Raw genomic sequence first — 24,665 nt, 5'->3', positions numbered from 1 at the left:
TTCGGGTCGCGGCGTCCTTGCGGACCTTAGGCGGCGCTGCCGGAGGCTTCAAGCGAAGCCCAGCGGCGGCGCAGCGCGTCGCGGTTCAGGGCGAACCATTGCAGGGCGATCAGGGTGATGGCGTTCTGGATGCGGCCCTCGGCCAGCAGCGCCAGGGCGTCCGACGCCGGCATCGGCAGGATGCGGATGTCCTCCTGCTCCGACGCCAGCCCGTGCAGGCTGGTCTCGGCTGGGGCGTCGACCCGGCCGCAGAACAGGCTGACCCATTCGTTGAAGCCGCCCGGGCTGGTGGCGAACTCGCCGACCGGCAGCAGCTCGGCCACGGCGAGGCCGGTCTCCTCCAGGGTCTCGCGGGCGGCCGAATCCTCCTTCGACTCGCCAGTATCGATCAGCCCGGCCGGGATCTCGACCATCCAGCCTGGCCGGTCGGCGATCCAGGCGCCCAGCCGGAACTGCTCCAGCAGCACCACCCGGTCCGCGACCGGATCATAAGGCAGCAGGGCGACGGCGGGGCGGCGCAGCACCAGTTCGCGCGTCAGCGGGGCGGTCCAGTCGCCGTTGAAGCGGCGATGGCGCAGCTGCAGCCGGTCCAGCCGGAAGAATCCGGCATATTCGGTCCGGCGCTCGATCAGCTCGACATCCCGATCGTTGTCGAAGGCCACTCTGGTTCTCTCCTGCGCGACGGCGACGGCCGGACCATAGCGGCGCCCGCCCCGCGGCGCCACGGCGCGGCACGCCGCAGGCCCTGGACATCGCGTGCCGCGAGTCCGGGGATGCTGCCGGGATAGGGTTTGACGGGGCGGGAAAACGGCCGCGATACTCCGGGGTCGGGTTGGGGCGGCCCAATGTCGCGGACGGGCGCTTCACTGTCGCCAGGGGAAACAACGGGATCGCCGCCCGGCCGTCTAATGTCCTCGGCTTCGGGCCGAGGCTTCAAAAGCTAAAGAAAGCCGCCGCCCGACAGGGTGGGTTCCAGCGTCTCGACAGGGAGAGACAGATGAACATCAAAGATCTCGGAAAAGTCCACGTGGCGATTCCGAAGCTGGCGGAGGACCTCCGCGACGGGCGGGTCGACCGGCGCGAATTCCTACGCACCTCGGTGCTGCTCGGTCTCGCGATTCCGACCGCCTATTCCATGGCCTCGCTGCTGACCGGCGAACCGCTGATGCCGCAGGCGCTGGCGCAGGAGACGCCGCGCAAGGGCGGCACGCTGCGCCTGGGCATCTTCGTGATGGATGCCAGCGACCCCGCCATCTACGACTGGTCGGAGAAGGGCAATTCGGCGCGGCAGATCATCGAGCCGCTGGTGCGGGTCGGCACCGACAACCTCGCCCACCCCCATCTCGCCGAGAAGTGGGAGGCGAACGACACCGTCACGGTCTGGACCATGCATCTGCGCCAGGGCGTGAAGTGGAGCAACGGCGACGATTTCGGCGCCGACGACGTGATCGCCACCTTTACCCGCTGGCTGGACAGCAAGACCGGTTCGTCCAACCAGGGCCGCTTCAGCGGCCTGACGGTCAAGGACGGCGAGACGGTGAAGATGGCGCCGAACGCGCTGGAAAAGATCGACGACCACACCGTGCGCTTCAACTTCACCAACGCCATGCTCTCCTTCCCCGAGAGCCTGGGCGACTATCCCGCGCTGATTACCCATCGCAACTTCGCCAAGGACGGCGCCAACCTGATCAAGAACCCGATCGGCACCGGCCCGTTCACCCTGAAGGAATATTCCGTCGGCCAGCGCGCGATCTTCACCAAGAAGGCCGACTACTGGGGCGGCGAGCCCTATGTCGACGAGCTTCAGTTCATCGATCTCGGTGCCGATCCGGCGGCGGAGCTGGCGGCGCTGTCCTCCGGCCAGGTCGACCTCCTGTACAAGCTCGATCCCAACCTGCTGCCCGGCTACCAGGCCAATCCGGCGATCAAGGTCTACGACAAGGACACCGCGATCGTCGGCGTCGCCCGCATGCGGGTGACCGAGAAGCCGTTCGACAACAAGAAGGTGCGCCAGGCGGTGCAGGCCTGCGTCGACCACGACCGGCTGCTGCAGCTGGCCTATCAGGGGCTGGGCACCGCGGGCCAGGATTTCCACGTCGCCCCGATCCACCCCGAATACACCGATCTCGGGCCGCTGAAGCAGGATTACGACAAGGCCAAGAAGCTGCTGGCCGAGGCGGGCTACCCCAACGGCCTGGACATCGAGATCCACTGCGTCGACGACCCGAAATGGGAAGGCCAGATCGGCGTCGTCCTGTCCGAGATGCTGAAGCCGGCGGGGATCAACCTGAAGGTGAACATCCTGCCCGGCGGCACCTATTGGGACCGCTGGACCAAATGGCCGTTCAGCGTGACCCAGTGGACCACCCGCCCGCTCGGCGTGCAGGTGCTCGACGTCGCCTACCGCAAGGGTGCCGCCTGGAACGAGAGCGGCTACGACAACCCCGAGTTCGAGACTCTTCTGAACCAGGCGCAGGCCACGATCGACGTGCCCAAGCGCAAGGAGATCATGAAGAAGATCGAACAGATCCTGCAGGAAGATGCCATCAGCATCATCCCGTTCTGGCTGAAGATCTACACCGCGGGCACCGACAAGGTGCAGGGCTTCGCCTACCACTTCGCCCGCGAGATGTATCTCGACAAGGTGTGGCTGTCGGCGTGACGGCACAGCCTGTAGCTTCCGGACGGGGGCGCGTCTTGCGCCCCCGTGCCGGCAAGGCCGGCGAGGCGGTCTAGCCATGCTGATCTTCCTCGCCAAGCGCGCCTTCTTCATGATCCTGACCATGCTGGCGGTGTCGCTGCTGGTCTTCCTCCTGCTGGAGGTGAACGGGTCGGCCGTGGCGGTGAAGGTCCTCGGCCCCTACAGCTCGGACGAGCAGCGCCATCTTTGGCTCGAGGCGCATGGCTATTTCGCGCCGTGGTACGAGCGCTACTTCGCCTGGCTCGGCCGCATGGCGAGCGGCGATTTCGGCGATTCGCTGCGCTTCAAGACGCCGGTCGCCGCGGTGCTGTGGCCGCGGCTGGCCAACACCGGGATCCTGGCTGCCTTCGTCTTCGCGCTGATGGTGCCGGTCTCGGTCGTGCTCGGCGTGCTCGCTGGCATGCGCGAGGGGTCGGCCACCGACCGGTCGATCTCGGTGCTGTCGATCATCACCACCTCGATCCCCGAATTCGCCTCGGCGACCTTCCTGTCCTTCCTGTTCGTCCTGGTCCTGAAATGGCTGCCGGGCACCAGCGGGATGAACCAGGGCTTCGACCCGCTGCAGCTGGTCATGCCGGTGCTGGTCCTGGTGCTCTACGATTTCGGCTACATCACCCGGATGATGCGCGCCTCGATGGCCGAAGTGATGCAGAGCCCCTATATCCGCACCGCGGTGCTGAAGGGCATCCCGTACCGGCGGGTGATCATGCGCCACGCCTTGCGCAACGCCCTGATCGCGCCCTTCACCGTGATCGTGCTGCAGATCAACTGGCTGCTGTCGGGCGTGATCGTGGTCGAGGCCTTCTTCGGCTACAAGGGCTTCGGCGCCCTGCTGCTCGAGGCCTCGCTGAACCAGGACATCTATCTGATCCAGGCCTGCGCCATGGTCTCGGTCTTCGTCGCGGTGGCGACCCAGACCATCGCCGATGTCGGCTACACCTACCTCAATCCCCGCATCCGCTTCACCTGACGGAGACCGCAATGGCCGACGTCTCGCTGCCGCCCCCATCCTCGCTCAGCCGCAACCCGGTGGTGCGCGCGCTGCGCTCGGCGCTGCTGCTGCGCGAAAGCTGGGTCGGGCTGATCGGGGTGCTGATCGTCCTGGCCTGGATCCTGGTCGCGATCCTGGCGCCGGTGATCGCGCCGTTCCCGCCGAACCAGAACCTGGTGCCGTTCAAGCCGCCGGGCACGCCCGCGCCGGGCGGCGGAGTGTTCTGGCTCGGCACCGACCAGCTCGGCCGCGACATCCTCAGCCGGGTGATCTGGGGCGCCCAGCGGGTGCTGATCTACGCGCCGCTGGCCACCGCCTGCGCCTATGCCCTCGGCGTCACCATGGGGCTGTTCGCCGGCTACAAGCGCGGGTTGTGGGACGACGTGCTCAGCCGGATCGGCGACATCATTCTGTCCTTCCCGATCCTGGTGCTCTACGTCGTCATCATCACCACCTTCGGCCCGTCCGGCATCAACATCGTGCTGGCGGTGACCTGCGCCAGCGCCCCCGGCATCATGCGCATCGTCCGCGGCCTGGTGCTGGACCTGCGCAACCGCGACTACGTCGCCGCGGCGCAGACCCGGGGCGAATCCTCGCTCTACATCATGTTCGTCGAAATCCTGCCCAACGCCCGCGGGCCGCTGATCGTGGATGCCTGCCTGCGCCTGGGCTACACCATCATCACCATCGGCGTGCTCGGCTTCCTCGGCCTCGGCCTGCCGCCGCCGGACCCGGACTGGGGCGGCATGGTCAACGAGACCCGCGCCATGGCCACCTTCGCGCCGTGGATGACGGTCTTCCCCTGCATCGCGATCTCCTCGCTGGTCCTCGGCCTCAATCTCCTGGCCGACGGGCTGCGCGAGATCTCGCTCAAGGACTGAGCCGATGATTGCCGAGGTGATTCCGCCGCGCGACACCCGCTCGCCGATCCTGGAGATCGACAAGCTCTCGATCTCCTATCTCACCCGCGCCGCCGAGATCCCGGCGGTGGTGGATTTCTCGCTGACCATCCAGCCGGGCGAATGCGTCGGGCTGGTGGGCGAAAGCGGCTGCGGCAAGTCGACCGTCGCGATGGCGATCATGCGCTATCTCGGCGGCAACGGCCGCATCGCCGGCGGCTCGATGAAGTTCCGCGGCCGCGACATGCTGGCGATGTCGAAGGAGGATCTGCGCCGGATCCGCGGCGCCGAGATCGCCATGGTCTACCAGGAGCCGATGTCGGCGCTGAACCCGGCGCTGCGCATCGGCGACCAGCTGGCCGAGGTGCCGCTGTGCCATGAGCCGGGCTGCACCCCGGCCCAGGCGCGGGACCGGGCGCGGGACATGCTGGCCCGGGTGCGGCTGGCCGACCCCGGGCGGGTGATGCAGGCCTATCCGCACCAGATCTCGGGTGGCCAGCAGCAGCGCGTGGTGATCGCCATGGCGCTGCTGTCGAACCCGTCGCTGCTGCTGCTGGACGAGCCGACCACTGCGCTGGACGTCACGGTCGAGGCCGGCATCGTCGACCTGATCGCCGAGCTCGGCCGGACGTTGGGCACGGCGATGCTGTACATCAGCCACAATCTCGGGCTGATCCGCGAGACCTGCGACCGGGTCTGCGTCATGTATGCCGGCCAGGCGGTGGAAGAGGGGACGATCGCCCAGATCTTCGCCGCCCCGCGCCACCCCTACACCCAGGGGCTGTTCGGCTGCATTCCGACGCCCGGGCGCGACAAGACCAGCCGGCCGCTGGTGCCGATCCGCGGCCAGCTGCCGCTGCCGCAGAACCGGCCCAAGGGCTGCTGGTTCGCGCCGCGCTGCGACTTCTTCGAGGCCGGCCGCTGCGACGCGGCGCCGGTGCCGATGCTGCCGGCCGGCGAGACCCGTGGCGTGCGCTGCCTGCGCTGGCAGGAGATCGAGGCGCTGCCGCCGGTGGCGGCGGTGGCCGAGGCCCTGCCCGCGGCCAAGGCTGACAACCAAGTGGTGCTGCAGGTCGCCGCCATGGGCAAGCACTACCCGATCTACGACAACTCGATCGCCGCCTTCTTCGGCAGCGATCGCACCCGCTACATCCGCGCCAACGAGGCGCTCAGCTTCGAGGCCAAGGGCGGCCAGACCGTCGCCATCGTCGGCGAAAGCGGCTGCGGCAAGTCGACCTTCGCCCGGGTGCTGATGGGGCTGGAGACGGCGACCGCCGGCACCGTCGCCTTCCGCGGCACCGACATCGGCCGCCAGCCGGTGCAGAGCCGCGGCGCGCCGCTGCTGTCGTCGCTGCAGATGGTGTTCCAGAATCCGAACGACACGCTGAACCCCAGCATGACAGTCGGGCGGCAGATCGGCCGGGTGATCCGCAAGTTCGGGGTGAAGAAGCGGCGCGCCGATGTCGATGCCGAGGTCTTCCGCCTGCTCGACCTGGTCAAGCTGCCGCGCGCCTTCGCCGACCGCAAGCCGCGCCAGCTGTCTGGCGGCCAGAAGCAGCGCATCGGCATCGCCCGCGCCTTCGCCGGCGACCCGGCGATGGTGGTGGCGGACGAGCCGGTCTCGGCCCTCGACGTCTCGGTCCAGGCGGCGGTGACCGGCCTCCTGATCGACATCCAGCGCCGCTCCGGCACCACGCTGCTGTTCATCAGCCACGATCTCGGCGTGGTGCGCTACCTCGCCGACCAGGTGGTGGTGATGTATCTCGGCCAGATCATGGAGCAGGGCACCACCGACGCCGTGTTCCAGCCGCCCTACCACCCCTACACCGAGGCGCTGCTGGCCGCGGTGCCGGTGGCGGACCCGACGATCGAGAAGAAGCGCATCATCCTGGAAGGGGCGATGCCCAGCCCGCTCGACCCGCCCCTGGGCTGCCCGTTCCACACCCGCTGCCCGCGCAAGCTAGGCGACATCTGCGAGAGCGAACCGCCGCCGGACCGCGCCAATGGCGACGGCCATGTAATCCGCTGCCATATTCCGTTGCCCGACCTCGCGGCGGTGGAACCCGTTCTGGGGCGTGCGGGTTAAACGTCCCGGTGCAGATCGCCTTATGCGGGTATTGCGGCCGGGTTGCTCGCGGCATACTATAGTATGTAGGCGGGCCCGGTTCGACGCTGCGGCTTTGGGGAACCGCACCAAATTCGACCGTTCGCGGTCGTATCTGGTGTCGGGCCAAGGCCCGCAGGAGGATAGAATAGTATGGCCACCCAGGGTATGGATCGACAGCGCCGTCGCAAGACGATTTCAGAAGACGGCCCGGATCCGGTGGACATCCATGTCGGCGCGCGCCTGCGCCAGCGCCGGACCCTTCTGGGAATGAGCCAGGAAAAGCTGGCGGCGGCCTTCGGCGTCTCGTTCCAGCAGATCCAGAAGTACGAACGCGGCGCCAACCGTGTCAGCGCCAGCCGGCTGCATCAGCTGACCCGCATCCTGAACGTGCCGGTCGGCTATTTCTTCGAGGGCATCGTCGACCTCCAGCACAACGGCAATGCCACCCATCCGGCCAATGACAGCGAGATGGTGGCCAGCCGCGAGACGCTGGAGCTGGTGCGCGCCTATTACCGGATCGAGGATCCGACCATCCGCCGCCGGCTGGTCGACCTGCTGCGCTCGCTGGGGCCGGAGGCGACGGAGCACTGATTCGCGTCGTCCCGGCGCGCCGCCGGAGTGCACTTCCGGCTGGCGCCGGCGGCGGCGCGGGGCTACATCAGCCCCAGTTCCGTTCCAGCCGAGGCTCGCCCGTGTCTCTTCCCTTCGTCGACCTCAAGCAGCAATACGCGCGCCTGAAGCCCCTGATCGACGCCCGCATCCATGCGGTGCTCGACCACGGACAGTACATCCTGGGGCCCGAGGTGGGGGAGCTGGAGGCCGAGCTGGCGCGCCGCGCCGGCGCTCGCCACTGCCTGACGGTGGCCAGCGGCACCGACGCGCTGATCATGCCGCTGATGGCCCGCGGCATCGGCCGGGGCGATGCGGTCTTCGTGCCCGGCTTCACCTTCACCGCGACGGCAGAGGCGATCCTGCTGCTCGGCGCGTCGCCGGTCTTCGTCGATGTCGACCCGCACACCTTCCTGATCGACCTCGCGGATCTCCAGCGCCGGATCGCGGCGACCAAGGCCGCTGGCCAGCTGGCGCCGAAGGCGGTGATCGCGGTCGACCTGTTCGGCCTGCCGGTCGACTATCCCAAGCTGCAGGCGATCGCCGACGCGCACGACCTGTTCGTCATCGCCGATGCCGCGCAGAGCCTCGGCGGCCAGTTCCGTGGCCGCCCCGTCGGGTCGCTGGCGCCGGTCACCGCCACCAGCTTCTACCCGGCCAAGCCGCTGGGCTGCTACGGCGACGGCGGCGCGGTCTACACCGATGACGACGGGCTGGCCGAGGTGCTGAAGTCGATCCGCGTCCATGGCGAGGGCAAGAGCCGCTACGATACCGTTAGGGTCGGCCTCAACGCCCGGTTCGACACCATCCAGGCGGCGGTGCTGCTGGCCAAGCTGCCGAGCTTCCAGGACGAGCTGGACGCCCGCGACCGGCTGGCGCGGCACTATTCCGCCCGGCTGTCCAACCGGGTGCAGACGCCGGTGATGCCGGACGGGCTGTTCTGCGCCTGGGCCCAGTACACCATCCGCGTGGCGAACCGCGACGCCGTCCGGGCCAGGCTGGGCGAGGCCGGGATCCCGACCGCGATCTACTACCCGACGCCGATGCATCTGGCCGAGGCCTACCGGGCCCATGGCGAGGGCGAGGGGTCGCTGCCGGTCAGCGAGGCGCTGTGCCGCGAGGTGCTGAGCCTGCCGATGCACCCCTTCCTGTCCGACGCCGACGCCGACCGGGTCTGCGACGGGGTGCTGGCGGCCGTGGGCTAGCGCGTCGCGACGGCCACCGCGGCGCCGGCCATCACGGCGCCGGTGCCGCGGTTGATCACCCGCATCGCCTGGGGCGACCGGAACATCCGGCGCGCCCGCAGGGCCAGCACGACATAGAGCGTGAGCACCGTGGTGTAGACTGCGACCAGGGTGGCGGCGACCTCGGTGAAGCCGACCCAGGTGAGGTGCGGCAGGTCGATCAGGGTCGGCAGCAGCGCCAGGTAGAACAGCGTCGTCTTCGGGTTGCCCAGGCAGACCGACAGCCCGGTCAGGAACAGCCGCAGCCCTTCGCCGCGCACCGGCTGGGCCTCGACCGGCGCCGCGGCCGGCGCGGTCCACAGCCGCCAGGCGAGGTACAGCAGATAGGCGGCGCCGGCATATTTGATCACCACGAACACCGGCTGCAGCGTCGCCGCCAGCATGGCCAGGCCCAGGACTGTGGCGCTGAGCCACAGCAGGTCGCCGAACAGCAGCCCGCCGCAGAAGGCGAGCGCTCCCTGGGTGCCGCGGCCCAGCACGCGCGCCACCAGCGCCGCCGTTGTCGGGCCCGGGACGGCGCAAGCCACGCCGAGCGTGACGGCATAGATCAGAAGCGTCGACGGATCCATCGGCTGCACCTTCGGCAAGGGCTTGGCAATATCGGCCCGGCCATTATGCACGCTCGAAATCGTCTCGTCTCCCAGCCTATTGAAAAGGTTAGACATTCGTCAGATTAGAACGATTCTGACGATCCAGAATAAATCCAGAAATAAATTTTAACTTTTGTTTGCGGCATGATTGGGCGCAGTATCGATAAGCGATAAAAAGGTGCCATCGATCTACTCCAGATCCGGCCCGCTTTATCCAAATATTTTGGGGCATCGGAAAACATGTCTTCACCGAGCTTGCTCCATGCCACCTCCATCATTGCGCCCGGTGTCGAAATCGGCGAAGGCACGCGCGTCGGGGCTTATGCCGTGATCGGCGAAGGGGTTCGGCTCGGGCGCGACAACATCGTCGGCCCGCATGCCGTGGTCGAAGGCGACACCGAGATCGGCGACCGCAACCACATCTTCCAGTTCGCCTCGGTCGGCGCCCAGCCGCAGGACCTGAAGTTCAGCGGCGGCAACAGCCGGCTGCGGATCGGCGACGGCAACGTCTTCCGCGAACATGTCACCATCCATTCCGGCGCGGCGCGGCCGCTCGGCGTCACCACGATCGGCGACGGCAACCTGTTCATGGCCAACGCCCATGTCGCCCATGATTGCCGCATCGGCAGCCACACCCGCTTCGTCAACGGCGCCATGATCGCCGGCTATGGCGAGGTCGGCGACCACGCCTTCCTCAGCGGCCTGGTGGCGGTTCACCAGTTCACCCGCATCGGCGCCTACGCCTTCGTGGCGGCCGGCGCCATGGTTTCCCAGGACGTGCCGCCCTTCTGCCTGGCGCAGGGCGACCGGGCCCGGCTGGTGTCGCTGAACGAGGTCGGGCTGCGCCGCAACGGCTTCATCGAGGCCGACGTGCTGATGCTGCGCAAGGTGTTCCGCATGCTGTTCCGCCACGGCGGCAGCAAGGCCGAGCGGATGGCGGCGGTCAGCCACTCCTATGGCGAGCGGCGCGGCGTCGACCAACTGCTGACCTTCCTGTCGGACAGCAAGCGCGGGCTGGCGGCGGCCTGAACCGCCGATGGCGCAATGCCGTCCGGCAACGCAATGATTCGTAACAAATTTTGAGTTTGTGGGCTTCGCCTCCGGCGGCAGGATCGGCGGCAGCGATGGATCGGCTTCGGCCGGCCGCGCCTGTCCGTTTCCGCTGTCGGGAGCCTGCGCGATGCCGTCCCAGATCCATGCCACCGCCATCATCGAACCCGGCGCCGAGATCGGCGAGGACGCACGCATCGGCCCTTATGCCGTGATCGGGCCGAAGGTCCGGCTGGGGCGCGACTGCATCGTCGGGCCGCACGCCGTGATCGAGGGCCGGACCGAGATCGGCGACGGCAACCAGATCTTCCAGTTCGCCTCGGTCGGCGCGCCGCCGCAGGATCTGAAATGGAAGGGCGAGGAGACGCGGCTGGTGATCGGCCGCGACAACATCATCCGCGAATACGTCACCATCCAGCCCGGCGTCGGCGTCTCCGGCGGGCTGACCGAGATCGGCGACGGCAACCTGTTCATGGCCTGCGCCCACATCGCCCATGACTGCCGCATCGGCAGCCACACCCGCTTCGCCAACGCCGCCACCCTGGCCGGGCATGTCGAGGTCGGCGACCACGCCCATGTCAGCGGCCTCGTGGGGGTGCACCAGTTCACCCGCATCGGCGCCCATGCCTTCGTCGCCGCCGGCGCCATGGTGGCGCAGGACGTGCCGCCGTTCTGCCTGGTCCAGGGCGACCGGGCCCGGCTGGTGTCGCTGAACGAGGTCGGGTTGCGCCGCCACGGCTTCGAGGAAGCGGAGGTCCTGGCCCTGCGCCGGGTGTTCCGCCTGCTGTTCCGCGGCACCGGCGCCAAGGCCGAGCGCATGGCGCTGGTGCGGCGCGACCATGCCGGCGAGAAGGGCGTCGCCGAGCTGCTGGAATTCCTGGCCGACACCAGGCGCGGCCTGGTCGCCGCATGACGTGGTGATTTTTCGCCGCTGCGGCTGTTGATGACTCGACCCCTGGTGCAGCGCGGCCTTCGCCGCGGCGGCCGGGATGCCCTTCGAGGGAGACAGCCATGATCGGAGACACTCTCAGCCCGGTCCGGACCAGCATCATCGTCGAGGCGCCGCAAGTTCGGGCCTTCGACAGCTTCGCCAACCGGCTCGGGTGCTGGTGGCCGCTCGAATACACCTACGGCCAGGCGGCGTTCGACACCGCGGCGATCGAACCGCGGGCCGGCGGCCGCTGGTACGAGCGTGATCGGCACGGCCGCGAGACCGGCTGGGGCGAGGTCCGCGCCTTCGAGCCGCCGTCGCGGCTGGTGCTGGCCTTCGCCATCTGCCCGCAGCGGGCACCGGGGCCGCCGGAAAAGGCCAGCGAATTGGAGATCCGTTTCACATCCGAAGGCAGCCGAACCCGTGTGGAGCTGGAGCATCGGGGTTTCGAGCGGCACTGCGAGGGGGCGGCACTGCTGCGAGACGCCATGGCATCATCGCAGGGCTGGCCGCTGATCCTCGCGGCCTACGCCCGGGCGCTGCGCCCCTTGACGGTCGTCGGGGCGAGACCGGCCGGCGGTGGCGAGCCACTGGGCCAGGCGCCGAGCGGCGATAGAACCACCGGCCCCGTTCCAGCCGGAGCCGATCATGATCGCCATGGCCGCCTATGACCTGTCCGACGTCGATACCTATTGCGACATCAAGGACCCGGTGTTCGACGTGATCATGGCCGGCGCCGCCCAATGGGCCGCGCGCACCGGCTGGATGCCGCCCGCCGCCGACGCCTGAGGCGAACCGGCCTCAGGCCACCGGCATCTCGCGCTCGATCCATTCCGTCAGCGAGGCGTGCTTCGGCGCCCAGCCCAGCTCCGATCGGGCCCGCTTGCCGTGTACCCGGCTGTTGGAGCCGAGGGAATAGACGGCCTTGCCGAAGCCCAGCGCGGCGACGGCGTCGTCGATCGGCCAGTCCTGCGGCGCGCCGAGGCCGAGGCGGTGGGCGATGGCGGCGGTGGCCTGGGCGAAGGATGCCTCGCCGTTCTCGACGAAGTAGAAGGCGCCGGCCGGTGCCCGGTCCAGCGCCAGGGCGTAGAGCTCGGCGACATCCTCGACATGCACGTTCGACCAGATGTTCAGGCCGCGCCCGACATGGCGGACGATCCCGCTCTGGCGCGCCTGGGCCACCAGGGTCGGAATCTGCACGCTGTCGGCGTGCAGGCCGGGGCCGGTGCCGTAGATCAGGGTGTTGCACAGCACCACCGACCGCACGCCGCGGCCGGCGGCGTCCGTGACCAGGCGGTCGATGGCGACGCGCGCCGACTTGCCGGGCAGCGGGTCGATCGGCGTGTCCTCGTCATAGGTGCGGTCCGACGCCCAGTCGCCGCGGGCCTCGTCGGCCACGATGCTGCTGCCGCTGGTGTGCAGGAACGGCTTGCCGGTCCCGGCCAGCGCATCGAGGAAGGCCTCGACCGCGGGGCGGTCGTCGGAGCTGGCGGCGTTGACCACGCCGTCGGCCGCCCGGGCCTCACGCGCCAGCAGCGCGGTGTCCGACAGGTCGCCCAGCACCGGCTCGATCCCGAGCGCCTGCAACTGCGCCGCCTTCTCCGGCGTCCGCACCAGGCCGCGGATGCCGTGCCCCGCGACGATCAGCTTGGCGGCGATGGCGCCGCCGATGAAGCCGCTGGCTCCGGTGAGGAAGATCGTCATGGGTGGCTCCGGGCTGTGGGCTTGCGGTCATAGAGATGGGGCAGGGAGGGGCCGGTGATAAGCGTCCCTGCCGGACAAGCTGGCGTGACGCGAATTCCCAGGCGGCAATCCCGCCCGCCGTGAATTCAATTCACAGGTTCTTGGCTCCAGCGCCGGATTATCGCCGGCCCAGTTGCGACCCACATTGCGGTCCGACCCGAACGCTTCGGCCAATCAAGGAAACCTGAGATGTCCAACCTTCCCACCGTCACCGCGAATGGCGCCGAGATCCCGGCGCTGGGCTTCGGCACCTTCCGCATGAACGGCGCCGACACCGCGCGCATGGTCCGCCATGTGCTGTCGCACGGCTACCGCCATGTCGACACGGCGCAGATCTACGGCAACGAGGCCGAGGTGGGCGAAGGCCTGGCCGCGTCCGGCGTCGCCCGCAACGACGTCTTCCTGACCACCAAGGTCTGGGTCGCGAATTATCGGCACGAGGCCTTCCTGCGCTCGGTCGACGAAAGCCTGAAGAAGCTGCGCACCGACCATGTCGACCTGCTGCTGCTGCATTGGCCGAACGCTCAGGTGCCGTTGGCCGAGCAGATCGGCGCGCTGAACCAGGTGAAGGCCGCGGGCAAGGTGCGCCACATCGGCGTCAGCAACTTCAGCACGGCGCTGATGGCCGAGGCGGTGGTGCTGAGCCAGGCGCCGCTGGTCACCAACCAGGTCGAGTACCACCCCTATCTCGACCAGGCGCCGGTGCTGGCCGCGGCGCGGAAGGCCGGCATGAGCGTCACCGCCTATTACGGCATGGCCGACGGCAAGGTGATCGACGATCCCGCGATCCAGGCGATCGGCGCCCGCCACGGCAAGACCGCGGCCCAGGTGGTGCTGCGCTGGCTGGTGCAGCAGGGCGTCGTCGCCCTGTCGAAGACGGTCAGCGAGGACCGGGCCGCCGCCAACCTGGCGATCTCAGACTTCGCGCTGTCGGATGACGAGATGGCCGCGATCCACGCCCTGGCCCGGCCGGATGGCCGCCTGGTCAGCCCGGACGGCCTGGCCCCGGTCTGGGACGCGGTCGCGGCCTGAGGCCTTAGCCCGTCACATAGCCGCCATCCACCGGCAGGTCAGCGCCGGTCAGGAAGGCGGCGGCGGGCGAGGCCAGGAACAGGGCGGTGCCGACCAGGTCCTCGGCCTCGCCCCAGCGCTTCAGGGCCGAGCGTGCGGCGATGCGGGCCGCCGGCTCGGGGTCGTTCCACAGCGCCTTGGTCATGTCGGTGCGGTGATAGCCCGGCGAGATGGCGTTGACCCGGATGCCCTCCGGCCCGAAGGCATGGGCCAGCTGCCGGGTCAGCCCGACCACGCCGGTCTTGCTGGCGCCATAGGCCGGGACCGTGGCGTCGGCGAGATAGCTCAGCATCGAGGCGAAGTTGATGATCGACCCCCGGCTGGCCGCCAGATGCGGCCGCGCCGCCATCGACAGGCGCATGACGCTGTTCAGGTTGACGTCGATCACCTCGAGATAGGTCGCGTCGGTGAACTCCGCCGTCGGCCGGGCGATGCCGGCGGCGTTGACCAGGACATCCAGGCCGGGCAGGGCGCCGACGAAGGCGATGAGCGCTGCGGGGTCGCGCACATCCAGCGTTTCGAAGCGGATGCCTTCATTGCGGCCGTCGGTCCGCGCCGCCGCCAGCTTGGCTTCGGAGCTGCCGGTGGCGATCACCGCGGCCCCGACATCGCGGAAGCCGCGGGCCACGGCCAGGCCGATGCCGCTGGAGGCGCCGGACACCAGCACGCGCTTGCCGGCATACAGGTCCGGCCGGAAGGTCGCCTTGATTTCGTCCACGATGGTCTCCGGTTGTCGTCGATCGGTTCGGTCAGACACATGTTACGGCCGCCCCCTCCGCTGTCATCCTCGGGCTTGACCCGAGGATCCAGGGGCTTTCGAGAGCGGCTCTCGATGGCCCCTGGATTGCCCGGTCAAGCCGGGCAATGACAAGATGGAGGGGACGCTATGGGCGTTACACCAACTCGCGCAGGACGCGCACGACCATCTCGGCGGTCACCGGCATCGCCTCATTGTGCATGATCTCGCCCGGCCGGCAGGCGCGCTCGGCGATGATGCGCAGCTTCGCCTCGGTGGCGTCGACGATGCCGATGTCGCGCAGCCGGGTCGGCAGCCGCACCGCGGCGCAGAAGTCGCGCACCCTGACGTATTCCTCCTCCGGCACGCCCTGCAGCTTCAGCTCGGCCAGCACGCCGATCGCGACCTTCTCGCCATGCAGGTGGTGGTGCACCTCGTCCAGCTCCGACAGCCCGTGATGGATGGCGTGGGCGCCGGCGACGCCGCCGGATTCGAAGCCCAGCCCGCTCAGCAGGATGTTGGCCTCGACGATCCGCTCGAAGGCCGGGCCGGGGACCTTGGCATCGCATTCGGCCAGGGCGGCCACGCCGAATTCGAACACGGTGTCGCGGCAGATGCGGGCGATCTCATAGGCCAGCGGCACGCCGCGCACGCCCAGGCAGTTCAGCGCGCCGCTGCGGCGGCAGGCCTCGGCCTCGTACCAGGTCGCCAGCGCGTCGCCGATGCCGGCGGCCAGGAAGCGGGCCGGCGCCCGGGCCACGATCTCGGTGTCGACGATCACCAGGTCCGGGTTGCGCGGCAGGAAGTGGTCGTGGTCGACCGACCCGTTCGGCTTGTAGACCACGGCCAGGGCGCTGCAGGGCGCGTCCGACGCGGCGATGGTCGGCATCACCACGCAGGCGATCCCGGCCTCATGCGCCGCCGCCTTGGCGGTGTCCAGCGCCTTGCCGCCGCCGGCGCCGAGCACCACGCGGGCGCCGGACGCCCTGGCCGCCGCGGCCACCGACGCGATCTCGTCGTTCGAACATTCGCCGCCATGGCGGATCAGCTCGATCGCGAGATGGCCGTCGCAGGCCGCTCGGATGGTCTCGGCCAGCAGGTCGTGGACGCCGCGGTCGAGCACGATGATGGCCTTGGCCCCGAAGCCGGCCAGTTCCTGGCCCAGCCGGGCGACGATGCCGGGACCCTGCAGGTAGCGGCCGGGAAAGCGGGCGCCGATGATCATGATGGGAGGCTCCTGCGGGCGGTCTCGCCGCCCGGTCGTCATTGGGCGATGCGGTCCAGGTCGTCGTACAGCGCCTGGCTGTGGTGGTAGAGCCGGTCGAACACCGGCTGCATCCTGAGGTAGCGGTCGGCCCATGCCGGGTCCGGCGGGATCTCGGCGCCATAGCGGACGAAGGCCTCGGCGGCGTCCTGCACCGTGCTAAAGCGGCCGGTGGCGGCGGCGACCATGGCGGCGCAGCCGATCACGCCGCATTCCGCCTCTTCCGGCACCAGGATCGGGATGCCATAGGTACTGGCCTTGATCTTCAGCCACAGCTCGGTCTTGGCGCCGCCGCCGGAGGCGATGACGCGGTCCAGCGGGCGGCCCGACGCCGTTTCCATCACCCGGATATGCCGGGTGACGGCGAAGGCGACGCCCTCCAGCACCGCCCGGTGCAGCTCGGCCAGGCCGTGCCCGGCGCCGAGGCCGAAGAACTGGGCCCGGGCGTTGCGGTGGGCGCCCAGCCGCTCGCCGGTCAGGTAGGGCACGAACAGCAGGCCCTGGGCGCCCGGCGCGGCCTCGGCCGCCTTGGCGACGATCTCGGGATAGCCCAGCGCGCCCTCATGGAAGGCGCGGCGGGCCCAGCGCATGGCGTCGCCGCCGGTCTCCAGCAGCACGAACGGCCCCCAGCCGCCCTCGATGGTCGCGACGTTGGAAATCTCCGGGTCCAGCAGCGGCGCCTCGGTGATCAGGGTGATGATCGAGGAGGTGCCGGTGACGTCGGACCCCAGACCGGGGCGGCAGGCGCCCGAGCCCAGCAGCGCCACCGGATAATCGGCGCCGCCGACCAGCACCGGCGTGCCCTCGGCCAGGCCGGTCTCGACGGCCGCGGCGGCGGTGACCCCGCCCAGGATCTCCAGCGGCGACCGCAGCCGCGGCAGCTTGGCCGCATCCAGCCCCATCATCGCCACCATGGCGGGGGACCACTCGCGCGTCTTGGGGTTCATCAGGAAGCTGCAGGACCCCTCCGTCGCCTCCATGGCGATCTCGCCGGTCAGGCGGAAATTGACGTAGTCCTTGGGCATCATCACCGCGGCCGCGGCGTGGTAGGCCTTCGGGTCGTGGTCGCGGATCCAGGCCAGCTTGAAGGCCGGCCAGGCCGGGGTCGGCGGATTGCCGCTTTCGGCCAGGTAGTCCTTCGGGTCGTGGCTGCGCTCGAACGCGGTGACCAGGTCCAGGGTGCGCTTGTCGTTCCACAGCGGGACGGTGTCGCGGGTCAGGGCGCCGTTGGCGTCGACCAGCACCGTGCCGTGCATCTGGCCGCAGGCGCAGACAGCGGCGATCCGGCTGCGGGCGCCGTCGACCCGGTCCAGCACGGTGCGGACCGATTCGGTGACGCCGGCCCACCAATCGGCCGGCCGCTGCTCCGACCAGCCGAAGGCCGGGACGATCTGGTCGTATTCCCGCGCCGCGATGGTCAGGATCCGGCCGCCGGCATCGACCAGCGCGGCCCGGGCGCTGCCGGTGCCGACATCGATCGAGAGATACAGGTCCTGGCTGGTCATGGTGGATCCGCGCGGCTGGGGTCGGGGCAGGGGGCCTAGCGGCGCAGCCACCGCGTGCCGTGCTGCAGCAGGACGGCGATGACGATGATGGCGCCCATCAGGACCTGCTGATGATAGCCCGGCACGTTGCCGAGATTCATGATGTTGCTGATCACGCCCATCACCATGGCGCCGAGCAGGGTGTTGATCACGCCGCCGCGGCCGCCCATCAGGCTGGCGCCGCCGATCACCACCGCGGCAATCACCGCCAGCTCGGCCCCGACGCCGACCTGGGCCGAGCCGACCCCCGCGCGGGCGGTGGAGATGATGCCGGCCAGGGCGGCCAGGGCGCCGGAGATGACGTAGACGGCGCAGACATAGCGCGGCACGGCCAGGCCGGACAGGCGCACCGCCTCCTCATTCGACCCGATCGCCTTGACGATGCGGCCGAATTTGGTGAAGGCCAGCAGCACGCCGCCGACGATGAAGACGGCGAACATCAGGATCACCGGCTGGGGCACGCCGAACAGGAAGCCGGCGCCGAAATCGGTGAAGGCCTGGCCGCTGTCGCCCAGCAGGATCGGCTGGCCGTTCGAGACGATCAGCGACAGGCCGCGCGCCGCCGTCATCATCGCCAGGGTCATGACGAAGGCGGGCAGGCGCAGATAGGCGACCAGGATGCCGGTGACCAGGCCGCAGCCGGCGCCGGACAGGACGGTCAGCGCCGTCGACGCCCCCGGCGACCAGGTGGCGACGAGATAGGCGGACAGCACGCTGCCCAGCGCCGAGACCGACCCCACCGACAGGTCGATGCCGCGGGTCAGGATCACCAGCAGCATGCCCACCGCCATGATCCCGGTGCCGGAGATCTGGCGCAGCACATTCATGATGTTCCGCTCGGTCAGGAAGGCCGGCGACATGAAATGCGCGCCGATGATCAGCAGCACGAAGATGCAGAAGGTGCCGTAGCGGTGGAACAGCTCGCCGATGTCGATGCGGTCGTGCGCCTTGTCCGGCGCCGGGGCAGTCGTGGTGGTCATGGTCAGCCCGCCATCTTCAGCTCGCCGTCGCGGCGGGTCATCGCCAGCGACAGCAGGTTTTCCTCGCTGTAGCGCTCCGGCGGCAGCTCGCCGCGGATCTCGCCTTCGCCCATCACCAGCACCCGGTCGCACAGGCCGAACAGCTCCTGGTGCTCCGACGAGATCACGATCACCGCCTTGCCCCCGGCGGCCATGCGCTCGATCAGGGCGTAGATCTCGGCCTTGGCGCCGACATCGACGCCGCGGGTCGGTTCGTCGAGGATGATGACCTCGCCGCCGACATGGAACCACTTGGCCAGCACGATCTTCTGCTGGTTGCCGCCGGACAGGCTGGACACGGGCGCCTCGATGCCCGCCGCCTTGACCCGCAGGCTGTCGGCCAAGGCGCCGACGGTGCGCCGCTCGACCGCGCGGCGGATGAAGCCCAGCGGGTTCACCACCGGCTTCAGCCGCGCCATGGTGGCGTTGACCCGGATCGACATGCCCAGCACCACGCCCTGGCCCTTGCGGTCCTCCGGCACCAGCCCGATGCCGGCGCCGACGGCGTCCAGCGGGCTGCGGATGGCGACCTTGCGGCCGTTGCGGAAGATCTCGCCGCCGTCGCGCCGGTCGGCGCCGAAGATCAGGCGCGCCACCTCGGTGCGGCCGGACCCGACCAGGCCGCCGAGGCCCAGGATCTCACCGGCCCGCACAGAAAAGCTGATATCGCGCACCCGCCGCCCGGCGTTCAGGTTCTCAACCCGCAGCGCTTCCGCGCCCGGACGGCGCTGCGCCTTGTCCGCGAACATCGCCGCCAGCGGGCGGCCGACCATCATGCGGATGACGTCGTCGATCCCGGCCTCCTGCGGCGTCACGGTGCCGACCGTGCGGCCATCCTTCATCACCGTCATGCGGTCGGCGAGGCCGAACACTTCCTCCAGCCGGTGCGAGATGTAGACGATGCCGACGCCGGCGCCGCGCAGGTCGCCGATGATCCGGTGCAGCCGCTCCGCGTCGCGGGTCGACAGCACCGCGGTCGGCTCGTCGAAGACGATGACCTTGACGTCGCGCGACAGCGCCTTGGCGATCTCGACCACCTGCTGGTGGGCGACGGCGAGGTCGCCGACCAGGCGGCGCGGGTCGATGTCGAAGCCCAACCGGTCGATCAGGGTGCGGGCGCGGCGGTTCAGCGTCCGCCAGCCGATCACGCCGGGCAGCTCGCGCAGGAAGATGTTCTCGGCCACCGACAGGTCGGGCGCCAGCGCCAGCTCCTGGTGGATCACGGCGATGCCGCGCTCCAGCGCCTCGCGCGGGCCGCCGAACACGATCGGGTGGCCGTCGATCCTGACCTCGCCGGAATCGGGCCGCATCTCGCCGCCCAGCACCCGCATCAGCGTCGACTTGCCGGCGCCGTTCTCGCCCAGCAGGGCATGCACTTCGCCCGGGCGCACCGCGAAGTCGACCCCGTTCAGGGCGCGGACGCCGCCGAAGGCCTTGGTGATGGCGCGCAGGTCGACCAGGTCGGTCATGGCACTCCTTTCCTCATGCCGCTCGTGGCGTCGACAACCCCCTCCCGCGAGGGGAGGGGGGACAAGGATTGCTTGGGTCGAGAGAACCGTTCTTCCTCCCCGCTACACTCGAGTCCTCCCTCCCCCTGCGGGAGGGGGTAGGGGGAGGGGGTTCGCGCCCCAAGAGCCGGCGGCCTCAGAACACGGCGTCGGGCCGGTAGTATTTGGCCACGTTGTCCTTGGTGATGGCGTCGGGGGTGGTGAGGTCGACCTTCGGGAAGTCGGCGGGCAGCGACCCGTCCAGCGCCTTCAGGCCGACATCGACCGCGGTGCGCGCGATCAGGGCCGGGTCGTTCAGCCCGGTGGCGCCGTACTGGCCCTCCTGGATCAGCTGCAGCGCCTCCTTCTGCCCGTCGGCGGCGGCGACCAGCAGCACGTCGTTCAGCTTGCCCGCGGCCTCCAGCGCCTTGCGGGCGCCCAGCACCATCGAATCGTTCTCGCCCAGCACCACGTTGATGTCGGGGTGCGCGACCAGCAGGTCCTCCATCGCCTTCAGCCCGCCCTCATGCGTCCAGCCGCCCCAGCCCTGGCCGACCACGGTGAAGCCGACCTTGCCGTCATGGACCAGTTGGCCCTCGACCAGGCCGCGGAACACGCCCAGCCGGCGCTCCTGCCCCACGACATTGCCCTTGTCGCCGGAGATCAGGGCGATCTTCAGCGCCTTGCCCGGGGTGGCCTGCGCCAGCCACTGGCCGACCTGGAAGCCGTTCTGGTCGTTCGAGGACTGGATCAGGGTGATGAACTTGGCCTTGGGGTCGACCGTGCTGTCGATCGCCACCACCTTCACCCCGGCCGCGGCCGCGGCGTTGATGGCGGGGACCAGCCCCTGCGGGTCGGCCGCGTTGATGATCAGCAGGTTGACGCCCTTGGACACCATGTCCTCGACGTCGCCGATCTGCTTGCCCATGTCGTTCTGGGCGTCGGCGGTGGCCACCTGGCAGCCGGCCTTGGCGGCCTGGTCCTTGGCCGCGGCCTCCTGCGCCGCGAAATAGGGCGCGTTCAGCGTCTTCATCGAGATGCCGACCATGCAATCCGCCGCCTGGGCGGTGCCGATCAGGAGGGCGGTCGTCGCCAGGCACCCCGTCAACACGGTCTTGAACATCCGGATCCTCCCTTTGGTCTTCGGGCCTGTGCCGACCCGGTTCCGTAGTTAAAGTACCGAATGGATCGATGGTCAATCCGATTCTGAAGCGTCCATCCGCCTCAATCGCCCAGATCGGCACTTGAAACAGCGCCGGAGTTGGCTCATTCATTCCGTGTCCGTAGTTTTGCTACGAAATCGGAGTAAACCATGCAGTTGCGCGAGCCGGCGAGATGCGTCGTCGGCGCGACCGACGGGTCGCTGTCGGGGGCGACCGGGCGCTACATCAAGACCCTGGCCGACCTCGCCGGCCTCTACGGCGACGCGGCGGCCTATGCGGCGGCGGTGGCGCAGTCCGGCGACCGGATCGTCTATGAGGTGCAGGACCACCGGCCCTCGGCCGCTTCCGGCGACCTGATCTTCGGCGTCACCCGCATGGTACCGGGCCGGATCGGGCGGGAATACTTCCTCACCCGCGGGCACATCCACGCCAAGGCCGACCGGCCGGAGATCTACACCGGCGAGGCGGGGCGCGGCCTGATGCTGCTGGAATCCCCCGCCGGCGAGATCCGCATCGTCGAGATCGCGCCGCGCATCCTCTGCTACGTGCCGCCCTACTGGATCCACCGCTCGGTCAACACCGGCGACACCGAGCTGGTGATGACCTTCTGCTACCCCGCCGATGCCGGCCAGGATTACGGCATCATCGAGCGGGCCGGGGGCATGCGGCAGCGCATCCTCGACGACGGCGCCGGCGGCTGGGTCGCGGTCGACAACCCCGACTACCGGCCGCGGCCGCAGGCGCAGCTCGACGCCCTGTTCGCCGCCGCGTCGCAGGGGGGCTGAGTCATGGCCGCCTATCCGCCCGCGACCCGGCCGACGCTGTACTTCATCGGCGTCACCACCGGCAAAAGCTCGATCATGACCGTGTTCCCGGCCTGGGCGCAGGCGCTGGGGCTGGACGCCGTGATCCAGGGCATCGACTTTCCGCTGCACGCCGACCCGGCCGCCTATCGCGAGGCCGTGACCTTCATCCGCGACGACCCGATGTCGCTGGGCGCGCTGGTGACGACGCACAAGATCGACCTGTTCGAGGCCTGTCGCGACCTGTTCGACGTGATCGACCCGCATGCGGCGCTGATGGGCGAGACCAGCTGCATCTCGAAGGCCGGCGGCCGGCTGGTCTGCCATGCCAAGGATCCGATCTCATCCGGCCTCGCGCTCGACGCCTTCATCCCCGAGCGGCATTTCGCACGGACGGGGGCGGAGCTGTTCTCGATCGGCGCCGGCGGCTCCACCATCGCCCTGACCTGGCACATGATGCAGTCCGGGCGCGGCGCCGACCGGCCGTCGCGGATCATCGTCTCGAACCGCAGCCCGGCCCGGCTGGACGAGATCCGGCGCATCCATGGCGAGATGGGGGCCGAGGTGCCGGTCGACTATGTGCTGGCGCCGGCCCCCGCCGACAACGATGCGGTGGTCGCGGGGCTGAAGCCGGGATCGCTGGTGATCAACGCCACCGGCCTGGGCAAGGACGCGCCGGGGTCACCGCTGACCGACGCCGTGCGCTTCCCCTCGGGCGGCCTGGTGTGGGACCTGAACTACCGTGGCGACCTGGTGTTCCTGGACCAGGCCCGGCGGCAGGAGGCGGCGCGCGACCTGACCATCGAGGATGGCTGGACCTACTTCATCCATGGCTGGACCCAGGTGATATCGGAGGTCTTCCACATCCCGATCGCCACCGCCGGGCCGCAATTCGACGATCTCTCGCGGATCGCCGCCGCAGCCTCGAAAGGGTAGGGTGGGTTTCACTGGGGCCGACAGGACGGGGACGCATGCCGACAGACACGCCGGAGGCCACGCGGACCGCCGCGCACAACATCCTCGAGGTGGTGCGGACGCTGCGGCCGGAGCTGCGCAAATCCGACCGGAAGGTCGCCGATGCGGTGCTGGCCAACCCGGCCGGCGTGCTCAACGCCACGGTGGCGGAGATGGCGCAGCTGGCCGATGTCAGCCAGCCCACGGTGATCCGCTTCTGCGTCGCGGTGGGCTGCACCGGCTACCAGGAGTTCAAGCTGCGGCTGGCCCACAGCGTGGCGCTCGGCCTGCCGGCGACCCATTCCGTGCTGCTCGGCACCGACACGCCGGGCACCGTGGTCGACAAGATCTTCGACTACACCATCTCCAGCCTGGACTGGGCGCGGCACCATCTCGACAAGGCCGCGATCGAGCGGGCGATCGAGGTGCTGGAGGCGGCGCGGTCGATCGCCTTCTTCGGCTTCGGCGCCTCCGGCATCGTGGCGCGCGACGCCCAGCAGAAGTTCCCGCTGTTCGGCGTGCCCTGCTCGGCCGAGCTCGATTCCCACCAGCAGATCATGGCGGCATCGATGATGCAGCCGGGCGATGTCGCGGTGGTGATCTCCAACACCGGCAAGACCCGGTCGATCATCGAGGTGGCGCGGACGGCGCGCGAGAACGGGGCCAAGGTGATCGCCCTGACCGGCACGGATTCGCCGCTGGTGACCTATTGCGACGTGGCGCTGGTGGCCGAGACGCTCGACAACACCAACATCTACACGCCAACGATCTCGCGCATCGCCGCGCTGGTGGTGATCGACATCCTGTCGACCGCCGTGGCCCTGCGCCGCAACGACGCCCATTTCCAGCGCTTCCAGACCATGAAGCGGCGGCTGAACGAGCTGCGGTTCACCGAGCGGATCTGACGGCGCTCACCCCAGCCGTTTGATCAGTTCCATCGCCGCGGCCGGGGCCTTGGGCTTGAAGCCGTTGATCATGTAGATGAAGACGTCGCGCGATTTCGGCGGCTTGGCCTCGGCCTTGCCGACCGGCTCCAGGTCCTTCGGCGCGCCGCCGCCGGCCCATTCCTTCGCCCGCGCGGCCCACTGGTCCAGCGCCTTGGGGGCATAGCCGGTCTCGATCGTCTCCGACGCCTTCTGCAGCCGGGCGTAGACGAAGGGCGCCGTGACGTCGTGAATGTGCGGGAAGTCGTCCTTGTCGGTCAGCACCACCGCCACCTTGTAGGCCCGCAGCAGGTCGATGAACTCCGGCACCTTGAAGCTGTCGTGCCGGACCTCGACGACGTGGCGCAGGGCATGGCCCTCGACGCTGTGCGGCAGCAGCTTCAGGAACGCCTCGAAATCCGTGGGGTCGAACTGCTTGGTCGGCAGGAACTGCCAGTTGATCGGGCCCAGCTTCTCCTTCAGCTCCAAGAGGCCGCTGGTGACGAAGCGCTCGATCGACTCGCCGGCCTCGGCCAGCACCCGGCGGTTGGTGGTGAAGCGGGTGCCCTTGAGCGAGAACACGAAGCCTTCGGGCGTCTCCTCGCGCCATTTGGCGAAGCTCGCGGGCTTCTGCGAGCCGTAATAGGTGCCGTTGACCTCGATCGAGGTCAGGTGCTGGCCGGCGTATTCCAGCTCGCGCTTCTGGGCCAGCCCCTCGGGGTAGAAGGTCCCGCGCCAGGGTTCGAAGGTCCAGCCGCCGATGCCGACGCGGATTCCCGATGCTTGCTTCGACGGCATGGCGCCCTCCCGATCTGGTTCGCTGCATCGGAACATAT

The 24,665-nt window shown here is 69.4% G+C and carries 24 protein-coding genes; 14 read left to right on the top strand and 10 right to left on the bottom strand.

The genetic code is table 11. The annotated features are described in order from the left end of the window. Positions 1-26: 26 nt before the first annotated feature. Complete coding sequence (locus tag E9232_RS07075) at positions 27-662, bottom strand: NUDIX domain-containing protein (protein ID WP_309793000.1); 636 nt, start codon at positions 660-662, stop codon at positions 27-29. Between the two features lie 335 nt (positions 663-997). Between E9232_RS07075 and E9232_RS07070 the strand changes: the two genes are divergently transcribed. The 6 genes from E9232_RS07070 (at position 998) to E9232_RS07045 (ending at position 8,512) form a co-directional block, all read left to right on the top strand. After that, the gene (locus E9232_RS07070) at positions 998-2,662 is read left to right on the top strand and encodes an ABC transporter substrate-binding protein (protein WP_309792999.1); all 1,665 of its coding nucleotides are present in this window, start codon (positions 998-1,000) and stop codon (positions 2,660-2,662) included. Between the two features lie 76 nt (positions 2,663-2,738). After that, the gene (locus E9232_RS07065; RefSeq protein WP_309792998.1) at positions 2,739-3,671 is read left to right on the top strand and encodes an ABC transporter permease; all 933 of its coding nucleotides are present in this window, start codon (positions 2,739-2,741) and stop codon (positions 3,669-3,671) included. An 11-nt stretch (positions 3,672-3,682) separates the two neighbouring features. Next, entirely contained in the window at positions 3,683-4,573 is an 891-nt protein-coding gene (locus tag E9232_RS07060; RefSeq protein ID WP_309792997.1) for an ABC transporter permease, read from the top strand. Between the two features lie 4 nt (positions 4,574-4,577). Next, the gene (locus E9232_RS07055; RefSeq protein ID WP_309792996.1) at positions 4,578-6,677 is read left to right on the top strand and encodes a dipeptide ABC transporter ATP-binding protein; all 2,100 of its coding nucleotides are present in this window, start codon (positions 4,578-4,580) and stop codon (positions 6,675-6,677) included. Positions 6,678-6,965: 288 nt separating this feature from the next. Next, entirely contained in the window at positions 6,966-7,289 is a 324-nt protein-coding gene (locus E9232_RS07050; RefSeq protein WP_441721092.1) for a helix-turn-helix domain-containing protein, read from the top strand. A gap of 101 nt (positions 7,290-7,390) precedes the next feature. Continuing rightward, the gene (locus tag E9232_RS07045; protein ID WP_309792994.1) at positions 7,391-8,512 is read left to right on the top strand and encodes a DegT/DnrJ/EryC1/StrS family aminotransferase; all 1,122 of its coding nucleotides are present in this window, start codon (positions 7,391-7,393) and stop codon (positions 8,510-8,512) included. Here the strand turns inward: E9232_RS07045 and E9232_RS07040 are convergent. Then, positions 8,509-9,120 (bottom strand): LysE family translocator, encoded by a 612-nt coding sequence (locus E9232_RS07040; RefSeq protein WP_309792993.1) that lies wholly within the window; start codon positions 9,118-9,120, stop codon positions 8,509-8,511. The two genes, E9232_RS07045 and E9232_RS07040, sit on opposite strands and share 4 nt — an antisense overlap. Before the next feature lie 261 nt (positions 9,121-9,381). Here E9232_RS07040 and lpxA (E9232_RS07035) point away from each other — a divergent pair, with 261 nt between their 5' ends. The 4 genes from lpxA (E9232_RS07035) to E9232_RS07020 all read left to right on the top strand — a co-directional run bounded on the left by lpxA (E9232_RS07035) (position 9,382) and on the right by E9232_RS07020 (position 11,911). Beyond that, positions 9,382-10,170, top strand: coding sequence for an acyl-ACP--UDP-N-acetylglucosamine O-acyltransferase (lpxA, locus tag E9232_RS07035; protein ID WP_309792992.1), 789 nt, complete (start codon positions 9,382-9,384; stop codon positions 10,168-10,170). Between the two features lie 151 nt (positions 10,171-10,321). Continuing rightward, complete coding sequence (gene lpxA / locus E9232_RS07030) at positions 10,322-11,104, top strand: acyl-ACP--UDP-N-acetylglucosamine O-acyltransferase (protein WP_309792991.1); 783 nt, start codon at positions 10,322-10,324, stop codon at positions 11,102-11,104. A 98-nt stretch (positions 11,105-11,202) separates the two neighbouring features. After that, entirely contained in the window at positions 11,203-11,793 is a 591-nt protein-coding gene (locus tag E9232_RS07025) for an SRPBCC family protein (protein WP_309792990.1), read from the top strand. Beyond that, the gene (locus E9232_RS07020; protein ID WP_309792988.1) at positions 11,771-11,911 is read left to right on the top strand and encodes a hypothetical protein; all 141 of its coding nucleotides are present in this window, start codon (positions 11,771-11,773) and stop codon (positions 11,909-11,911) included. The genes E9232_RS07025 and E9232_RS07020 overlap by 23 nt, the downstream gene beginning before the upstream one ends. Before the next feature lie 12 nt (positions 11,912-11,923). Here E9232_RS07020 and E9232_RS07015 read toward each other — a convergent pair whose 3' ends face one another. Beyond that, a complete protein-coding gene (locus tag E9232_RS07015) occupies positions 11,924-12,826 on the bottom strand; it encodes an NAD-dependent epimerase/dehydratase family protein (protein WP_309792987.1) in 903 nt (300 codons plus the stop codon). Positions 12,827-13,054: 228 nt separating this feature from the next. Here E9232_RS07015 and E9232_RS07010 point away from each other — a divergent pair, with 228 nt between their 5' ends. Beyond that, positions 13,055-13,897 (top strand): aldo/keto reductase, encoded by an 843-nt coding sequence (locus tag E9232_RS07010; RefSeq protein WP_309792986.1) that lies wholly within the window; start codon positions 13,055-13,057, stop codon positions 13,895-13,897. Positions 13,898-13,901: 4 nt separating this feature from the next. Here the strand turns inward: E9232_RS07010 and E9232_RS07005 are convergent, their stop codons facing one another. The 6 genes from E9232_RS07005 to E9232_RS06980 all read right to left on the bottom strand — a co-directional run bounded on the left by E9232_RS07005 (position 13,902) and on the right by E9232_RS06980 (position 21,109). Further along, positions 13,902-14,654, bottom strand: coding sequence for an SDR family NAD(P)-dependent oxidoreductase (locus E9232_RS07005; RefSeq protein ID WP_309792984.1), 753 nt, complete (start codon positions 14,652-14,654; stop codon positions 13,902-13,904). Between the two features lie 175 nt (positions 14,655-14,829). Continuing rightward, positions 14,830-15,897 carry a glycerol dehydrogenase gene (locus E9232_RS07000; RefSeq protein WP_309792982.1) on the bottom strand — a complete coding sequence of 356 codons (1,068 nt, stop codon included), beginning with the start codon at positions 15,895-15,897 and terminating at the stop codon, positions 14,830-14,832. Positions 15,898-15,935: 38 nt separating this feature from the next. Further along, on the bottom strand, positions 15,936-17,441 hold the full coding sequence (locus E9232_RS06995; protein WP_309792981.1) for a xylulokinase: 1,506 nt from the start codon (positions 17,439-17,441) through the stop codon (positions 15,936-15,938). A 35-nt stretch (positions 17,442-17,476) separates the two neighbouring features. Next, a complete protein-coding gene (locus tag E9232_RS06990; RefSeq protein ID WP_309792980.1) occupies positions 17,477-18,460 on the bottom strand; it encodes an ABC transporter permease in 984 nt (327 codons plus the stop codon). A 2-nt stretch (positions 18,461-18,462) separates the two neighbouring features. Next, on the bottom strand, positions 18,463-19,968 hold the full coding sequence (locus tag E9232_RS06985) for a sugar ABC transporter ATP-binding protein (RefSeq protein ID WP_309792979.1): 1,506 nt from the start codon (positions 19,966-19,968) through the stop codon (positions 18,463-18,465). A gap of 175 nt (positions 19,969-20,143) precedes the next feature. Then, positions 20,144-21,109: a substrate-binding domain-containing protein gene (locus tag E9232_RS06980; RefSeq protein ID WP_309792978.1), complete on the bottom strand. Its 966-nt coding sequence runs from the start codon at positions 21,107-21,109 to the stop codon at positions 20,144-20,146. Positions 21,110-21,298: 189 nt separating this feature from the next. Between E9232_RS06980 and E9232_RS06975 the strand changes: the two genes are divergently transcribed. Genes E9232_RS06975 through E9232_RS06965 form a run of 3 tightly spaced genes read left to right on the top strand, consistent with a single transcriptional unit; the run spans position 21,299 to position 23,811 of the window. Beyond that, entirely contained in the window at positions 21,299-21,934 is a 636-nt protein-coding gene (locus E9232_RS06975) for a glucose-6-phosphate isomerase (RefSeq protein ID WP_309792977.1), read from the top strand. Positions 21,935-21,937: 3 nt separating this feature from the next. Then, complete coding sequence (locus tag E9232_RS06970) at positions 21,938-22,888, top strand: shikimate dehydrogenase family protein (protein ID WP_309792975.1); 951 nt, start codon at positions 21,938-21,940, stop codon at positions 22,886-22,888. 35 nt (positions 22,889-22,923) lie between these two features. Continuing rightward, the gene (locus E9232_RS06965) at positions 22,924-23,811 is read left to right on the top strand and encodes an SIS domain-containing protein (protein ID WP_309792973.1); all 888 of its coding nucleotides are present in this window, start codon (positions 22,924-22,926) and stop codon (positions 23,809-23,811) included. Positions 23,812-23,817: 6 nt separating this feature from the next. Here the strand turns inward: E9232_RS06965 and E9232_RS06960 are convergent, their stop codons facing one another. Further along, complete coding sequence (locus E9232_RS06960; protein WP_309792972.1) at positions 23,818-24,627, bottom strand: DUF72 domain-containing protein; 810 nt, start codon at positions 24,625-24,627, stop codon at positions 23,818-23,820. Positions 24,628-24,665: the final 38 nt, after the last annotated feature.

The organism is Inquilinus ginsengisoli (assembly GCF_031453975.1).
Taxonomy (GTDB): domain Bacteria; phylum Pseudomonadota; class Alphaproteobacteria; order DSM-16000; family Inquilinaceae; genus Inquilinus; species Inquilinus ginsengisoli_A.
The sequence above is the reverse complement of the archived record's forward strand: the minus strand, read 5'-3'. Positions and strand labels throughout refer to the sequence as shown.

Bases quoted from the DNA above. Each gene is read 5' to 3' on its own strand.
- E9232_RS06965 (WP_309792973.1), top strand. From the start codon at position 22,924: ATGCCGACAGACACGCCGGAGGCCACGCGGACCGCCGCGCACAACATC.
- E9232_RS07015 (WP_309792987.1), bottom strand. From the start codon at position 12,826: ATGACGATCTTCCTCACCGGAGCCAGCGGCTTCATCGGCGGCGCCATC.
- E9232_RS06990 (WP_309792980.1), bottom strand. From the start codon at position 18,460: ATGACCACCACGACTGCCCCGGCGCCGGACAAGGCGCACGACCGCATC.
- lpxA (WP_309792992.1), top strand. From the start codon at position 9,382: ATGTCTTCACCGAGCTTGCTCCATGCCACCTCCATCATTGCGCCCGGT.
- E9232_RS07040 (WP_309792993.1), bottom strand. From the start codon at position 9,120: ATGGATCCGTCGACGCTTCTGATCTATGCCGTCACGCTCGGCGTGGCT.
- E9232_RS07065 (WP_309792998.1), top strand. From the start codon at position 2,739: ATGCTGATCTTCCTCGCCAAGCGCGCCTTCTTCATGATCCTGACCATG.
- E9232_RS07055 (WP_309792996.1), top strand. From the start codon at position 4,578: ATGATTGCCGAGGTGATTCCGCCGCGCGACACCCGCTCGCCGATCCTG.
- E9232_RS07020 (WP_309792988.1), top strand. From the start codon at position 11,771: ATGATCGCCATGGCCGCCTATGACCTGTCCGACGTCGATACCTATTGC.
- E9232_RS06980 (WP_309792978.1), bottom strand. From the start codon at position 21,109: ATGTTCAAGACCGTGTTGACGGGGTGCCTGGCGACGACCGCCCTCCTG.
- E9232_RS07050 (WP_441721092.1), top strand. From the start codon at position 6,966: ATGAGCCAGGAAAAGCTGGCGGCGGCCTTCGGCGTCTCGTTCCAGCAG.
- E9232_RS07060 (WP_309792997.1), top strand. From the start codon at position 3,683: ATGGCCGACGTCTCGCTGCCGCCCCCATCCTCGCTCAGCCGCAACCCG.
- E9232_RS07025 (WP_309792990.1), top strand. From the start codon at position 11,203: ATGATCGGAGACACTCTCAGCCCGGTCCGGACCAGCATCATCGTCGAG.
- lpxA (WP_309792991.1), top strand. From the start codon at position 10,322: ATGCCGTCCCAGATCCATGCCACCGCCATCATCGAACCCGGCGCCGAG.
- E9232_RS06985 (WP_309792979.1), bottom strand. From the start codon at position 19,968: ATGACCGACCTGGTCGACCTGCGCGCCATCACCAAGGCCTTCGGCGGC.
- E9232_RS06960 (WP_309792972.1), bottom strand. From the start codon at position 24,627: ATGCCGTCGAAGCAAGCATCGGGAATCCGCGTCGGCATCGGCGGCTGG.
- E9232_RS06995 (WP_309792981.1), bottom strand. From the start codon at position 17,441: ATGACCAGCCAGGACCTGTATCTCTCGATCGATGTCGGCACCGGCAGC.
- E9232_RS07000 (WP_309792982.1), bottom strand. From the start codon at position 15,897: ATGATCATCGGCGCCCGCTTTCCCGGCCGCTACCTGCAGGGTCCCGGC.
- E9232_RS07070 (WP_309792999.1), top strand. From the start codon at position 998: ATGAACATCAAAGATCTCGGAAAAGTCCACGTGGCGATTCCGAAGCTG.
- E9232_RS07010 (WP_309792986.1), top strand. From the start codon at position 13,055: ATGTCCAACCTTCCCACCGTCACCGCGAATGGCGCCGAGATCCCGGCG.
- E9232_RS06975 (WP_309792977.1), top strand. From the start codon at position 21,299: ATGCAGTTGCGCGAGCCGGCGAGATGCGTCGTCGGCGCGACCGACGGG.
- E9232_RS06970 (WP_309792975.1), top strand. From the start codon at position 21,938: ATGGCCGCCTATCCGCCCGCGACCCGGCCGACGCTGTACTTCATCGGC.